The sequence below is a fragment of the Curvibacter delicatus NBRC 14919 genome, assembly GCF_001592265.1.
GTDB lineage: Bacteria > Pseudomonadota > Gammaproteobacteria > Burkholderiales > Burkholderiaceae_C > Hylemonella > Hylemonella delicata.
This window is the reverse complement of the sequence record NZ_BCWP01000008.1, coordinates 79,484-94,385: the sequence shown is the minus strand read 5'-3', so window position 1 is coordinate 94,385 and position 14,902 is coordinate 79,484. Positions and strand designations below refer to the sequence as shown.

The following is a 14,902-nucleotide window of genomic DNA, read 5'->3' as shown; positions in this document are numbered from 1 at the left end:
ACGAAATTCATGCAGCATGCCCGTGTAAGCAGACGATTCAAAACATGCTGCAAAAGCAGAAAGTTTCGGAGATTTGATCGTGGCTCGCAAAGATAAGGAAACGCTGATTCGAGATTTGGAAGTTCTCAGGGCACTTCATCTTTTGCCAGATCTTGCCGCTCTGACACCTGAGGAGGCCGCTGTTCTGTTGCGTGTGTCCTCAACGACGTTGGAGCGTCTGAGGAGGGACAAATCGGGCCCTGCTTACATACAGGGCGGCACGAAGGGAGCGAAAGGCACAAATCAGAAGATCACTTACTTCAAAGCAGATCTTATTGCATATCAGCAAAGCCTGAAAGTCCAAAGCAGTATGTCTGCCGCTGTACGAAAAGGACAGGCCTTCCTCCTTCCATACGCGAAGCCCATACCAAAGCGGTCAAATTTTGACCTCGTCACAAAGCGCCCCTTCTATATGATGAGTGGCGAATTGGAGGTTTTTCGATGCGTATTGAATGTGCCAATGTCCGAATTCATCGATAGCCTTGGGCAATTCAGGATTGCTTGGTTAAACCCGGTTCATGCTGCGATGTTGAGTTGGGGGGATTCGGGTTCAAAGGCGATTTACGTTGAAGAGATTCAGGGTGCTCTTGAGCAGACCATGAAAATCTTGAAGTCAATGTGACTTTTGTCCTCAGACGAACCCCATCGACAGTTTCGTCTGCGTGCGAAACAGTGTGGTCAGGTCGTCCAGCACGAGGTAGTTCCGGCCCGCTGACATGGCCGCTCCGACCGCCAACTCAAGCCGGACCTTCAACGTCCTTGGCGTCTGATCTCCGATCAGCGGCGCCAACTCCCGAGGTAGGCGTGTCTGGAAGTGGATTTCCAACTCCCGAACGGTCGATTCCAACATTCGTTGGGCGATGCTGAACATCGCATTCCCACTGGGTGGTTCAATCTCGTAAACCAGGACCCTGCTGAGAATGGGCTCCGGGATACGGCGGATGTCGTTCGCGGTCAGGATCCATCGAATCAGCGAAGCGTCGAAGACGATGCCTGGCAGTGACTGGTCCTCAAACACACGCGCGGTTTCCTCCTCAAGCAGGGTGTACAGCGGACCCATTGGGTCGTACCGGTCGGTCGAAACTTTGTCGATCTCGTCCAACACAATCACAGGGTCTGCAACGGGTGGACGCCCCGGGAGACCATACGCGATGGCGTTGAACAGCTGGGAGGGTTGTGAGTTGGACCAGAACGTGCTGCTGCCTGCCAAGGCGGCCCCGTTCGTCGCGCTGGCCATGTCAATGTTCAGACATCCCGTGCCCAGCATTTCCGCCAAGCGGCGCGCGAACGCGGTCTTGCCTACCCCTGGAGGCCCAACCAGCAAGATCGGAGGCATACGGACACGCCGGGCACCGGCGGCGATCAGGCTCAGATGCGGCTGCACCACCTGATCCAACACCGCGGTAAATCCTGGAAACTCACCCCGAAGTGTTTCCAAATCCTTGAGCCATGAATGATCCGGTTGGCTCCTCGGGCGCGTGGTCCCGTAGGCCAGGATCTTCTTCAGCGCCGTCTGCATCTTCTGGCGGGATTCGCCGTCGATCGGCAGTTGTTGAATCAGCGCAGCCGGATCGGTTAGCCCCGGATCAAACACTTGCACCGTCCTGCGATCCACATCCTCGTCGATTAGCGATCGCACAAACGCTTCCATTGATGCCTCTCCCTCCGCATTCGTCTCCGTCCCCGCTTCGGTACTTGGCTCCAACGGCTCGGCCTGGCGATACTCGTCTGGCTGCGCGGATTTCGGCATCCAAGGAAACATGAACTCGAGATTCCGAACCAATGGCAGCAGAGACTGCCTTTCGCGCCGGGACAGTGCTGGGGTCGTGTGCACTTTGACTCCCAGCCAGAGCGGACCCCTGCGCAGTTCCAAGGCGAATACAGCTCGTCGACCGCTCAGGTGAATGGCCAGACTGACGGCCAGCATCTGATAGGCCTCGAGCGTCAAAGCATCATCCCCATCCGGTAAGACCACCGACAGCTCCGGAAACCGAGGGATTGGCAGCTTCATTGTTGCGCTCCTTGCAGTGGTCCAACGACCAAGGGAACGCAAGCGCCGGCGAGCAGAATCAAAACGCTCGCCACCAGAACCTCCCGTGATCCGCCGGCCAGGGCGTAGATCACGGTGCCCAGGCAGGCGATCACGTTGAGGGCGTGAGACTGCCAAGGTAAATGCCGCAGCAAGGCGGTAAAAGTGGGGTAGCGAAGCCCCTCTTCAACGCAGAGAGCTGCGCGCAAAGCGCTGACGGCGCCAAGGCATACCGCCAAAGAATCAAGGATCGGGGACACAAAAACTCCTGAAGCTGATCTCAACCGGGAGAGCCATGCCGTGATAGCACAGATCCAAGTAACGAATTCAGTTCAGGGTCTTATGAAATGAAAAACGGCAAGCCCGACCAGGTCGACACGAATCAACCCCTGGTGTTGCTGAGACACCTTGGCTGGGTTGAAAGACGTGACGCTTAGATTCATGTCCGGAATCGTACGCAAGTGAAGGCTGGATGTCGAATGTCTTGTGGTGACCAGGCCGCGTTGTAATTTGCCCCGCCATCGAAATTCATGTAAGCCGCCTGCAATGACCATCTTCCGATGGGAAATGGTGGAGGTGTCGTCCGTCACAACGGTTACGCGACTCCATGGGCAGCCATCCAGTCCCTGGCGCCAACCCCAACCTCCCAGCTTCAGGAATCCACAGCTTGTTTCAGAAGTCGAAGCGCATCACGGAGTTGGGACTGGAGCTGGGCGGTCCTCTTTCGTTCGGCGACCAACGCATCCACCAGAGCGTTGTGCTCCACCACCAGTGCGTTGTACGAATCCACAGATACCCCTTGAGGGACTTCGGGTTGCCAGCGGTAGTAGCTCAACAGCGGACGCTGCGGCATGGTCAGTCGGTTCAACCCCGCCTGCAGACCCACCATTCCGAGCTCGACGCCCTGCATTGCATTCAAGTAGCCCATCGATGAATCTCCAGAATCTATTGGACGGCCAAAGTGGCCGAATGATCGGCCTGTTTGGTCATGTAATCGGTCCACCCGGCACAACGAAAGGACGAACCAATCCATTGATCGGCTGAAGGTGTACATCAATTGGCCACAAACGTCAAAAACTGACAGCTACAGTCGACTGGCTGTGATGTCCAGCTTCGGATAACAGCAAAGCGGGTCGGAAAAGGAGGGGTATTGACCGGTGAGGTATACGGTCAGATGCATGTGACGTACTGGTTCAACCGAATACGCCGTACCTCAAAACCCGAGGGGCTTGTACCCTGCCTGATGACTCGGCGGGGTAGTGGTGAACCCTACAATAACCACTCTGCCTGGGTACAGCCAAACCTCACAGTAACGTCACCATAGAGCAAAAGCGGATCGCTCAATCAGTCTGGTCGCGATTTTTGGGCGATTGAGCCGGGTGACCTGAGGTCAGCGGATGTAACCGTGCGCGATGATTCGGTTTCGTTCGCGAAATCACCTCGCATTGTGCACAGGTCACTTGCGCTGTGATTGGATCAGAAGCTTCAGGCCAAGGGCCCCGATGGCCACAGAGGGCGATGTGATGCCCCGCGGCGACGAGGTGTGTTTCGCTGTCGAATCCCGTCGCGACGTCGAAATCGCCTGTCTGTGTACGACGGGTCATACTGGCGCCAAAGCTTCGCATTTCGCGCACGGTGTCATCCGCCACCGCGAGGATCTCCCGCGAAAGCGTCAGAGTACCGGTTGCGTAGTCCTTCGACACCGAAGCCACCGGTACGTCCGCAGGTGTGATGTCGCGGATCACGAACCGGCGTCCCATCCAAGCGCCATGGAAGACGAAGCCGCCGATTCGGGACGGAAGTTCTTGGAGAAGGGCGGCAATCTTTGTCGCACCTTTGGCAGTCATCGCGTCAAAGGCCTTAGGCATGACTGTGTCCTCCGATTCCAGGCGCCTTCCGGGCCCGATGGTGAGCTTCGTGCGCGTGCTTGGCATCGATGTCGAGCGCTCGATCGTTAATGAAGCGGATTTCGTCTTCGGTGTAACCGAAGAGAAGCTTCGCGATGAGTCGACTGACCGTCAAAACCAGATCATTAAGGTGGGGCAGTCCCGTCGCATCCACCTCGACGTCGGCCAATCCATTCCTCTGTGGCAGTGCAGCCGGTTCTTGTGCCATGACCTCTTTGAGCTGGCCTCTCAATCTCATCAGATCAATAGCCAACTCACTGTTGTCTGAGCACGACTTCACGTTGTTGCTCAGGTCCTGGAAATCTTCGAACCCATGGCGCTGAGCCAGTTGATCGATATCTGCTTTTGTGATCCGTTTCATGAAACGCTCCCAAGAATCGCTGAGATCAGTCGTGGGACGGACCAGCTCAGCTGCAACTATTCTTGATCACCAAAGCAGTGTCCTCCTGCACAAGTTTCAGTTAAGGACGTTTTTCTTCAGGTGCCAGTTGTCGACAAAACGTCCTTAGATGCACACGTTGCTCAAAAAATGAAAAATCGGTTGGTAACATTTCTCCGTGGTTCGAAAGAAGTCGAATCAACCGTCAGGTTCATAGGTCAAGGAGCATCAAGCCATGCAAGAAGTGAAAGTTGAGGTCCATCGTTTTATTGCCAATGACGACTACGCTGCCAAAGTTGCCTTTGGAGGTGATGGTGGTGAATGTCTGATTTCTCCTGCTTGGCTGCGCGATCAATACCCCAGCTTCGATCAGCTGAAGGCGGACGGGGAAGTGAACGCCGACGGATCGGTGACCATTGGTTACGCGGTCGAGGTTGACGCTGAAATTCGTCAGCTCGTGTACAAAAATGGTACGGAGAATACGTATATCGACTTCGAGGTCGAGCGCGCAGGGAGGTTGGGCTTCGAAGAAGTGGATGTGTACGAAATCCGCGTTACTGAGTCGATGCACAACGAAGCGAAAAGGGCCGTGTGGAATGCACTTCGGGGATCAGCCGCTATCCGCAATCGCGGCGACGCCGATGTCCTTGAGGCAGCCATCCTCGCCTGGTACTGGAACCCCGATCGTGAAGAATGCGCCCGAATACTCGATGCGATTGAATACACTGTCGCCAACGACCGCGGAGCGATCGGTGAAGCTGATGTGTCTGGGTGGGAAGAGGCCACGGGCTATAGCGGCGCTGACTGACGAAGCAGCAAGAGATCACCGGTGCGACGCCAATACCAGCGGAATGAACTTCGGTGGCGAACCCCGCCTCGCCCAAAATAGTGGGGCTTGAAAAGGCGGCGTACCGATGTTCTGGCACGCCGCCCTTGGTCTGAGGATTCACTCCTAACTCTGGAGTTTGTCCGCGAGGTGACGCCATTGAGCGTAATACTTCTCGAGCATCGGTGTCCCAGTGGATAGATTGAAGGCGCTGGTGCAAGCCGCTGCCACGTCAAAAAGCTGTCTGCTTGAAAACCTGAAGACATCCCAGACATCGCCACCAAATACCGGTGTCGCAATCACTGCGTGCACATGGATGTGCTCCGTATCGCCGTGCGCGACAAAAACAGCCGGCTGAGTCCTGCCCCACCCCAGAAAATCCAAGGCATCACGCGCAATGCGGATCGCGTTGGTCGCTGAAGATGCGTTTCGTCGCGGAGACTGGTGGTAGTCCGCCGGGTTTCGAATCTCCGGTGATGCGATCGGCGCAAAGGCGAAGACGACATGCGCGTACCAGTCGCGCGGCCGAGGCCGTCCCACACATGCTTTAAGGCCTTTACACCCCTCAATGCCCGCACACCTTTTTTGGCACACGCCTGCTTCGCGGACATAGAAATCGAATTGGTTGGCTAGGTCATCGGCAGCGGCTTCAACATCATTGCCCCAGGGCATCTGATTGAGAACAAGGTGATCAAGCTGCGGGGGGCCGAGCAGTCGATTCGATGCCGCATCTGCATCCGCTTTGGGCGTAAACAGATACTTGAACAGCCGACGCAAATCAGCCGGCCGTCTGGGCGACTTTCGCTTGAACCTGATGATCTTGATCAGCACCCGTGGTCCTCGCGCAATTTGGCCAAGTGCAATCGAGCATCCAGATGAATCCGTGCAGCCTCTTCGATCAGTTTGGGGTCTGTCGGTGCCTTGATCAACTGCTCCAGAAGAAAACCGAGCGCCAACAGCTGATTGGAGATATCCACAAGCTCTGCGGGTGGGACGATGGTTCTGTTTCGTGAAACCGCATTGCGGGCCCTGGGGTCCCAGACGTCGTCTTTGAGGCACCTCTGAACCGCTCCTGTCAGGAGATCGGAAAGGCTCGAATCGTGACGCTGTGCGGCCATTTCGAGCTTTTTGCGCATCTGCTCTGCAACGTTGAAGTTCAGTTTGACCTTTCGCACACCCCTTTGACGGGGTTGGCTGACCCTTCTTTTTCTGGGTGATGCAGGTCCCTGCGGGCTGCCAGGTAACTCCTTTGCCGTTCGTTTTTTGGGTGTCTTGGGCTCAGTCATGGCGCTTTTTGGATTTTCTCTTGTCGTTCATTCTTGATCCTATATATCTTGCCATGTATCGACTCAGCGACCCCATTGCGGTGGAGTCGATGACATGGTTCAGATCGGATCTGTCTCATGCATGTCGATGAGCGCTGAGCAGGGAGGTTCGACCCGATGCACAGCTTCGCGGGGAGGTGGGTATGCATTGAAGACCTCGTGGGCCGCCCGCAGCGTTGAATCTGGGTCATGAATTAGGTTCACCGACTTGGCTACCTGCGCCGGCACGGGGTTGTGCGCAAATCAGCGTTTTGTTATGCTGCGCAGCACCCCGCCATTTTTGGGATATTCCATGGTCCGCTGTCACCTGTCGACCCTCATGGGGCGCGACAAGCTTCGAATCTCTGACGTTTCGCGCCTGACCGGCCTGAACCGCAGCACGGTCACGTCCCTGTACAAAGAGACGGTGACGCGTATCGATGTGGCCGCTATCGATGCTCTGTGCAGCCTGTTCCGTTGCTCCGTGGGCGAACTCTTTGAGCACGTGCCCGACCCTGATGGGAGTGCGCCATGACTCTCAGCGCATCCCGATGGCATGTGATCGCGGAATCCAGCTTTGCCTGGGAGCGTGAGGCGCTTGAGTGGCTGCGGGCCAATTTGCCCGACCGAGATTCCTGGCACGTCTGGACCAACTTTGAGTTCATCGACGACGAAGGCAAAGTCAACGAGGTCGATGCACTGGTGCTTTCGCCAGCAGGCCTGTTCCTGGTCGAGATCAAGAGCCGCCCAGGGGTACTGCGTGGTGATGCCCACAGTTGGACGTGGACCACGGACGGCCGCAGCTTTACCTACGACAACCCCCTGATCCTGGCCAACCGCAAGGCCAAACGTTTGGCCAGTTTGCTGCGGCGTCAACCAGCCATCGTGAAGGCCAAGGTCAGGTTGCCGTTTGTCGAGCCTGCCATCTTCTTGTCCTCGTCCAGCCTGGCCTGCCAGTTGGAGGGCCTTGCCAAGACGGCGGCATACCAGAGGGGGCGGCCAGGGGCGCTGGACGACCCGGGCATCGTCGGGGCCCTCAGCAATGGCATCACCTCGCGCGCCACAACCCCTGTTGACTCCACCCAGGCTCGCGCCATCGGCCGGGCGGTGATTGAGGCCGGCATTCGCCCCTCCAACAAGCATCGCCAGGTCGGTGATTACAAGCTCACCAAGCTCATGGCCGAAGGCGATGGCTTTCAGGATTGGGAAGCCAGTCACGTCAGCGTAGACACGATACAGCGTCGTGTGCGCATCTACACCGTCGCATCTGCGTCGTCGCCGGAGGCTCGTGCTGCCCGGCTTCGCCAGGCGCGTCGCGAATTCGAGGTGCTCGAGGGGATCGACCACCCCGGCATCCTGCGCGTCAATGACCTCAAGGAAACCGAACTCGGCCCAGCGCTGATCTTTGATCACGATCCCAAGGCCGTTCGGCTGGACCACCTGCTGCGGGAGAGAGGCAAGACCCTCACGATCACGCAGCGCCTACAGATGGTCCGCGACATCGCAGAGACCCTGAAGTACGCCCACTCCAAGCGCCTGTACCACCGTGCCCTCGGGCCGCAAAGCATCACGGTCCATGGCTTGGACAGCGGCGCCATGCAGCTGCGGCTCATGAACTGGCAAACCGCCTCTCGCAACGTCGGCGGCTCCAGTTCGCCCAACACCGTCCACCGAACGACCGGGACCCAACACGTTGAGGACTACGTCGAGGATCTGGGCCTGCTGTATCTGGCCCCCGAGACCACACGGGCCGACCCTGCCCAGGGGGCCAGCCTGGACGTCTTTTCCCTGGGCTGCATCGCTTTCTACATTTTCAGTGGCCAGCCACCGGCCGAGTCCACTCTGGAGCTGTCGGAAAAGCTGCGAGTAGGCCAGGGCCTGCGCTTGTCCGACACCATGGACGGCTGCGGCGCCAAGCAGCAGGATCTGATCCAGTTCGCCACTGCACCGGACCTGCTGGCACGGTACGACACGATCCAAGGCTTTTTGGACGATCTGGATGCGGTCGAAGATGAGCTGACCGCGCCTGATCCTGAGACGACGAAAGATCCGAGCATCGCCAGCACGGGTGACCGGCTGGAAGGCGGATTCACGGTTATCAAACGCATGGGGCGGGGGTCATCCAGCGACGTCTTGCTTGTCCGCCGCGACGACAGCGACGACGAATCCATCCTCAAGGTCGCGTGCGACATCGCTCACAACGACCGTCTGGTTGCTGAGGGCGAAGTCCTTGCCCGCCTGCACCACCAGAACATCGTTGCCCATCGCGAGACCCTCACCGTCTCTGGGCGTACTGCCCTGCTGCTCAAGAGCGCAGGTGCCAAGACGTTGGCCGAAAAGCTCAAGGAAGAAGGGCGCCTGTCCTTGGACATGCTGCAGCGCTTTGGTGAAGAGCTGATCGAAGCGGTGAACTACCTCGAGTCCGAAGGGGTGGCGCACCGGGACATCAAGCCCGAAAACATCGGGATCGCTGAGAGCCGCACGCGAAAACTGCAGCTCGTCCTGTTCGACTTCTCCCTGTGTCGCACGCCGGCGGAAAACATCACTGCCGGCACCCACCCCTATCTGGACCCCTTCCTGTCCCTGCGCCGGCCGCCGCGCTGGGACCTCTACGCCGAGCGTTTCGCGCTGGCTGTCACGCTGTACGAAATGGCCGTGGGCCAGCCGCCGGTGTGGGGTGACGGACAGACGTCTCCGGCCATGCTCGACGTTGAAGCCACCATCGAGCGCGATGTCTTTGATCCCGTGACGCGTGAAGGCTTTGCGAAGTTCTTCGAAAAGGCGTTGCGGCGCGATTTCCGCGAACGTTTCGACAACGCAGAGGAGATGCTCCGCGCCTGGCGGGACATCTTCGCCGCGCGAAGCACCGTTCACCCGAGTGATTCGCCAGCGGAAACGGGCCTGGCCGCCATCGCTCCTACGGCGACGCCTCAGACCACGATGGCCGAGCTGGGCTACAGCCTCGAAGCCCAGGATGTCCTGGAGCGCATGGGCGTTCACAACGCGCGCGAATTACTCGCTGTCGATCGTGTTCGATTTCGATACCTCAAGGGCGTCGGCGACAAGATTCGCAAAGAGATTCGGCTCACGGCGAAGGAGCTGGCCCGCCTGCGGCCTGACCTGACCCAGGGCCGCAGCGTTGCGCACGACGCCGACGAAGAAGTCGAAGGCGCAGTCAGCGTCAACGAATTGGCCGCCCAACTGTTGCCGCGCCGCCCGGCGGGTGATGACCGCCCCGAAGAGGCTGCCTTGGCGCATTACCTGGGTCTGGACGACACCGTGAAGGCCGGCACCTGGCCCAGCCTGGGTGATTCCGCTCAGGCCGGTGAAGTCGATCGGGCCACGTTGACCGCCACCCTGATCAAGGCGCGAGAGCGTTGGCTCAAGACCCCGGCTTTCACCGAGCTGCGGCAGCAGATGGACTCGCTGGTGCGCAGCCAGGGCCATGTGATGAGCGCGCAGGAAGCCGCTTTGGCCCTGCTGGCCTTGCGAGGCTGTGCCTCGCAAGACGACACCGAGCGGATGCGCCAGGCCACGGCTGTGCTGCGGGCAGCCATTGAGGCGGAGGCGCATCTCGATCAGCCCCGTTTCGAAGCCTTCGACCACCAGCCCTATTTGCTGATCGCCAGCGCCGCCCCTTGGGCCGAGTATGCGCGCCAACTGGGCACCGCGGCCGATGCCTGCGCGTTGGCAGACCCCTTGCTGCCGCCGGCCCGCGTGTTGGAGATGCTGGAAGGCGTAGCCATGCCGTCCCCGGACCAGTTGGATGGCGTCACCCCCATGCCACTCACGCCAACGCGCCTGCTGCGTCTGGCAGCGTCTGCCTCCCGCAAGGCGGCCGTCTCCAGCCGGCAGGAAATGTATGCCCGCGGCATGGCGCCCATTCAGGCGCTGCGACAGTCCTTGGGTGCTCTGGTGGGGGCTCCGGAGCTCAAGGTCAAGGACATTCAGGATCGGGTGCGTGGCCGCTACCCAGAGGCCTCCCCACTGCCTGATCGGCCTGCGCTGGATCGCCTGCTTGAAGAGGCCGGCGCACCGTTGACCTGGGACATCACCGCAGCGGGCGGCCGGGGCGCTTACCGCTTGGCCACCCTGGGCAGCGCCCAGACCGCCGGCACCACCACCCAGTTCTCTAGGCACGCCACGCTTCAAACCCTTCATGTGATGGGTGATGGCGACGCCGCCGAGGCCGCCGCAGTCGAAGAACGCTTGATTCGGTCGCTGGATCAGGGCGGGCTTTTGGTCCTGACGGTGCACCCGCGGATTGCGCGGCATGCCGAAGCTGAGTTGCTCCGCCGCTTCGGTGAATCCGACCCGCCATCGGCCAACCCCATCAAGCGGATCAACTTCGATGCCCTGCTGCTGTCGGCACTGCGCGAACAGGCCCAAGCCCTGAAGGTGGACTGGAATGTCGTGCTCCAGGCGGACGCCGCCGACCGAGGCAGCCGCCATTGGACGAACCTGCAGCGCCTGGTGCAGCGCACCCTGCCCACCTTGCGTGCAGCCTTGCTCAACAGCCCGTCACCCGTTCTGCTGGTCTGCGCAGGGCTCCTGGCGCGGTACGACCTGATGGCCCTCGTCACGGAGCTGGAGTCAAACGCAGGCCGCCCAGGGCAAACGCCCACTGTGTGGCTGCTGCTGCCCACCAGCAACCAAGGGCTGCCCGTGATCGACGGTGTGGCCGTGCCCCTGGTCAACAACATCAACAACACCCGCACCCTGGCCTTGCCGCAGGCGTGGGTGGAAAACAAACACAGAGCGAAAAACGGGCTGCTTGCGAGCAGCCTCGTTCGTTCGTCCGACTCCTGAAAGACCCTGACGTGATCAACGCCACCCCACTGCTTTCGGATCTGACCAAGCTGCTCAAGCGCCTGGAAGGTGATTTGCTGGAACGGATCGAGCAGACTCCAGAGCTGAAAACCAGCCTGCAGACCGAATGGCAGGCCGCGCGCGATGCAGACCGTTGCGCCGAAACCTTCGAAACCTGGGCTGACCAGGTCATCACCCAGGCCGGCGTGCACTGGCTGCTGAGCTGCGTGTTTCTGCGTTTCATCGAAGACAACCAACTGGTCGATCGGCCCTGGCTGGGGGGCACACCCGAGTCGGGGCGCCTGGAGCTGGCGCGAGACCGGCATCACGCTTACTTTCAGGCCTACCCGCAGGAAAGCGACCGCGAATACCTGCTGGCTGCCTTCCGTGAGGCCGGCACGCTTCCCGGCCTGCACACCTTCTTTGACGAGGCCCACAACCCGGTTTTCCGCTTGGGCATCAGTGGTGACGCGGCCATGGCCCTGCGCCAGTTCTGGCAGCAGGTGGACCCCAGTACGGGCCTGCTGGTGCACGACTTCACCGATCCGTCCTGGAACACCCGCTTCCTGGGTGACCTTTACCAGGATCTGTCGGAAGCCACGCGCAAGCGCTACGCCTTGCTGCAGACGCCCGAGTTTGTAGAGGAGTTCATCCTTGACCGCACGCTCACGCCCGCTATACGGGAGTTCGGCTACCGCGAGGTGCGGATGATCGACCCCACCTGCGGCTCTGGCCACTTCTTACTGGGTGGCTTTCACCGCATGTTGGCCGAGTGGCAGCGCAATGAGCCTGGCCGCAACCCGGTAGACCTGGCGCAGAAAGCGCTGGACGCTGTGGCGGGGGTGGACCTCAACCCCTTTGCCGTGGCCATTTCGCGCTTCCGGCTGTTCGTGGCTGCGTTGCAGGCCTCCGGTGTTCACCGCCTGGTCAACGCCCATGACTTCAAGGTGCATGTGGCCATCGGCGACAGCCTGCTGCACGGCACTCGTTTTGGGTTGACTCAAAGTCAGGAATTGTTTGATGCGGCCGAGAGCCATGCCGAAACTGGACTGGCCCACGCGTACGCCAGCGAAGACTTGGCCGAAGTGCAACGCATCCTGGGCCGTCAGTACCACGCGGTGGTGGGTAACCCGCCATACATCGTCGTAAAGGACGCGGCGTTGAACGGGGCCTACCGGCAACGCTACGCCAGCTGCCACCGACAGTATTCGTTAGGGTGTCCGTTTACTGAGCGTTTCTTTGAGCTGGCGGTCACGGGACGCGGCATCGGCAGGCAGGCAGGCTACGTCGGACTGATCACCGCGAACAGTTTTATGAAGCGCGAGTTCGGCAGCAAGCTTATCGAGCAGGTGCTGCCGAGGGTGGACTTAACGCACGTAATCGATACCTCGGGAGCTTATATCCCCGGCCACGGCACGCCCACTGTCATCCTTTTCGGCCGCCACCGTGCTCCAGTGGACGATGTGGTCCGGACAGTGATGGGCATCAAGGGCGAACCAAGCACGCCGGAAGACCCGGCGAGCGGATTGGTGTGGTCGTCCATCGTGGGGCAGGTCGATCATGCCGACTCCGAGAGCGAATTCATCAGTGTGGGAGACACACCACGGGCTACGTTTGCTCAACACCCGTGGAGCATCGGTGGCGGCGGTGCCGGGGAAATACGCGAGGAGATCGAGGCACGCGCGATCAGTCGCCTCGGGAACGTCGCAACTGAAATGGGGTTTGGCGTCGTTACCAGAGAGGACGATGCTTTTGTCATTGGGGAAGGTGCCTTACGGCGAATGAGGATACATGCCGAATTCGCGCAACCTGCTGTCGATGGAGAGAGCGTTCGCGATTGGTCGATTGGCAATGTTGCACACGCCTTGTGGCCGTATCGACAGGTAACCTTTGAAGCCTATCGGTCCCCCGAAGTTAATCGGGCACTTTGGCGTTACCGCACCGGACTGTCCGAGCGTGTCGCCTATGGAAAGACGCAGATCGAGCGCGGTCTGGAGTGGTTCGAATACTCAATGTTCTTCAAGAACCGCTTCGTGGTGCCCATGACCATTTCGTTCGCCGAAATCGCCACCCACAACCACTTCGTCCTCGACCGAGGCGGTAAGGTCTTCAAGCAGACGGCGCCTGTGATCAAGTTGCCTGCCGGCAGCAGCGAAGACGAGCATCTGGGCCTGCTCGGGTTGCTCAACTCATCTGTCGGATGCTTTTGGCTAAAGCAGGTGTGCTTTCCCAAAGATGGTCAGGGCCAGATGTGGGAGGAAAGGTTCGCATTTAACGCCACCAACGTCGCTGAGTTTCCTTTGTGTGAGGGGCGGCCTCTGACGATTGCGCGCCGCATGGACGGGTTGGTGCAACAGCTCAAGTCTCTGGAGCCCGCCGCTCTGTTGGCTGTAAGCCAACTGCCGACACGCGCCAGTCTGGATGCGGCGCGTGCGCGTACCCTCCAAGTGCGGCAACGCATGGTCTTCGAGCAAGAAGAGCTGGATTGGCATTGCTACCGTCTGTATGGGCTTTTACCGGCCGATGTGAATGTTGACCAGGCGGAGCACGGTACCGCTGTGGAGTTAGCGCTTGGCGAAAGAGCGTTTGAGATCGTGCTGGCCCGTCGAATGGCCGCTGGTAGAGAAACCAGCAATTGGTTCGAACGACACGGCTCAACGCCCATTACTGAGATTCCGGCGCGCTGGCCCGACTCTTACAAGCAGGTGGTTCAGCGCCGCATCGAACTGATTGAGCGTGATCCCACATTGCGGCTGTTGGAGCGGCCGCTTTACAAGCGGCGCTGGAGCTCTCCAGAGTGGGAAGAACTTGAGCAGACTGCTCTGCGCAGCTGGCTGCTGGACAGACTGGAAGCACCTGCTCTTTGGCCAGCTGGCGCAGAGCAACCGGCGCAGCTCACCAGCACCAGCCGGCTGGCCGAGGCCGTGGTGCGTGATGCGGATTTCATGCAGATCGCTGCCTTGTATGCCGGTCATGCGGACTTCGATGTGCCGCAATTGGTGGCTGAGTTGGTCAGCAGCGAAGTTGTTCCTGCCTTGCCTGTGCAGCGGTACACCGACACTGGCCTGCGCAAGCGTGCGCAGTGGGAAGACACCTGGGCATTGCAGCGGCGCGAAGACGCAGGTGAAAACGTCGGCAAGATTCCCGTGCCGCCCAAGTACCAGAACAAGGACTTCCTGAAGGCTGACTTCTGGCGCCTGCGGGGCGGTCTGGACGTACCCAAAGAGCGTTGGGTGAGCTACCCCGGCTGCGAACGCGGGTCAGACGGCAGCCTGGTCATCGCCTGGGCCGGCTGGAACCACCTGCAGCAAGCCACCGCCGTGGCCGGGTACTACATGGACATGAAGGACAGCGAAGGCTGGGAGCCAGCGCGCCTGCAACCCCTGCTGGCCAGCCTGCTGGAGCTGGTGCCATGGCTGGAGCAGTGGCACAACGAACTGGACCCCGTGTTCGGTGAGCGCATGGGCGACTACTACCGCGGCTTCGTGACCGAAGAGGCGCGTGGCTTGGGCTTCACGCTGGACGACCTGCGCGCATGGAAGCCAGCGATGACTGCGGCCAAGCGTGGGCGCAAAAAGGCTGCCGCATGAAAGTGACACCGATTTATCA

At 59.9% G+C, this 14,902-nt stretch carries 12 protein-coding genes; 5 read left to right on the top strand and 7 right to left on the bottom strand.

The features are described from left to right. Positions 1–79 precede the first annotated feature (79 nt). Positions 80–661 carry a helix-turn-helix domain-containing protein gene (locus tag CDE01S_RS05900; RefSeq protein WP_169802243.1) on the top strand — a complete coding sequence of 194 codons (582 nt, stop codon included), beginning with the start codon at positions 80–82 and terminating at the stop codon, positions 659–661. A gap of 9 nt (positions 662–670) precedes the next feature. Here the strand turns inward: CDE01S_RS05900 and CDE01S_RS05895 are convergent, their stop codons facing one another. From CDE01S_RS05895 to CDE01S_RS05875, 5 genes are all read right to left on the bottom strand, one after another. Continuing rightward, positions 671–2,050, bottom strand: a complete 1,380-nt coding sequence (locus CDE01S_RS05895; protein ID WP_066704921.1) for an AAA family ATPase — start codon at positions 2,048–2,050, stop codon at positions 671–673. Beyond that, positions 2,047–2,328: a hypothetical protein gene (locus CDE01S_RS05890; protein WP_066704919.1), complete on the bottom strand. Its 282-nt coding sequence runs from the start codon at positions 2,326–2,328 to the stop codon at positions 2,047–2,049. Before CDE01S_RS05890 ends, CDE01S_RS05895 begins: the two co-directional genes overlap by 4 nt. A gap of 392 nt (positions 2,329–2,720) precedes the next feature. Continuing rightward, entirely contained in the window at positions 2,721–2,996 is a 276-nt protein-coding gene (locus CDE01S_RS05885) for a hypothetical protein (protein ID WP_066704917.1), read from the bottom strand. A 412-nt stretch (positions 2,997–3,408) separates the two neighbouring features. Continuing rightward, the gene (locus CDE01S_RS05880) at positions 3,409–3,936 is read right to left on the bottom strand and encodes a hypothetical protein (protein ID WP_066704915.1); all 528 of its coding nucleotides are present in this window, start codon (positions 3,934–3,936) and stop codon (positions 3,409–3,411) included. Beyond that, complete coding sequence (locus CDE01S_RS05875; RefSeq protein ID WP_066704913.1) at positions 3,929–4,336, bottom strand: hypothetical protein; 408 nt, start codon at positions 4,334–4,336, stop codon at positions 3,929–3,931. The genes CDE01S_RS05880 and CDE01S_RS05875 overlap by 8 nt, the downstream gene beginning before the upstream one ends. A 253-nt stretch (positions 4,337–4,589) precedes the next feature. Between CDE01S_RS05875 and CDE01S_RS05870 the strand changes: the two genes are divergently transcribed. After that, positions 4,590–5,162 (top strand): hypothetical protein, encoded by a 573-nt coding sequence (locus tag CDE01S_RS05870; protein WP_066704911.1) that lies wholly within the window; start codon positions 4,590–4,592, stop codon positions 5,160–5,162. Between the two features lie 144 nt (positions 5,163–5,306). On the opposite strand, the gene CDE01S_RS05865 is transcribed toward CDE01S_RS05870, so the two are convergent. Beyond that, complete coding sequence (locus CDE01S_RS05865) at positions 5,307–6,011, bottom strand: relaxase/mobilization nuclease domain-containing protein (RefSeq protein WP_066704909.1); 705 nt, start codon at positions 6,009–6,011, stop codon at positions 5,307–5,309. After that, positions 6,005–6,466 carry a hypothetical protein gene (locus CDE01S_RS05860; protein ID WP_157077053.1) on the bottom strand — a complete coding sequence of 154 codons (462 nt, stop codon included), beginning with the start codon at positions 6,464–6,466 and terminating at the stop codon, positions 6,005–6,007. Before CDE01S_RS05860 ends, CDE01S_RS05865 begins: the two co-directional genes overlap by 7 nt. Before the next feature lie 331 nt (positions 6,467–6,797). Between CDE01S_RS05860 and CDE01S_RS05855 the strand changes: the two genes are divergently transcribed. Genes CDE01S_RS05855 through pglX form a run of 3 tightly spaced genes read left to right on the top strand, consistent with a single transcriptional unit; the run spans position 6,798 to position 14,883 of the window. Then, positions 6,798–7,019, top strand: a complete 222-nt coding sequence (locus tag CDE01S_RS05855; RefSeq protein ID WP_047351115.1) for a helix-turn-helix domain-containing protein — start codon at positions 6,798–6,800, stop codon at positions 7,017–7,019. After that, a complete protein-coding gene (gene pglW, locus CDE01S_RS05850; protein ID WP_066704905.1) occupies positions 7,016–11,293 on the top strand; it encodes a BREX system serine/threonine kinase PglW in 4,278 nt (1,425 codons plus the stop codon). Before CDE01S_RS05855 ends, pglW begins: the two co-directional genes overlap by 4 nt. Before the next feature lie 11 nt (positions 11,294–11,304). Then, entirely contained in the window at positions 11,305–14,883 is a 3,579-nt protein-coding gene (pglX, locus tag CDE01S_RS05845) for a BREX-2 system adenine-specific DNA-methyltransferase PglX (protein ID WP_066704903.1), read from the top strand. Positions 14,884–14,902 lie beyond the last annotated feature (19 nt).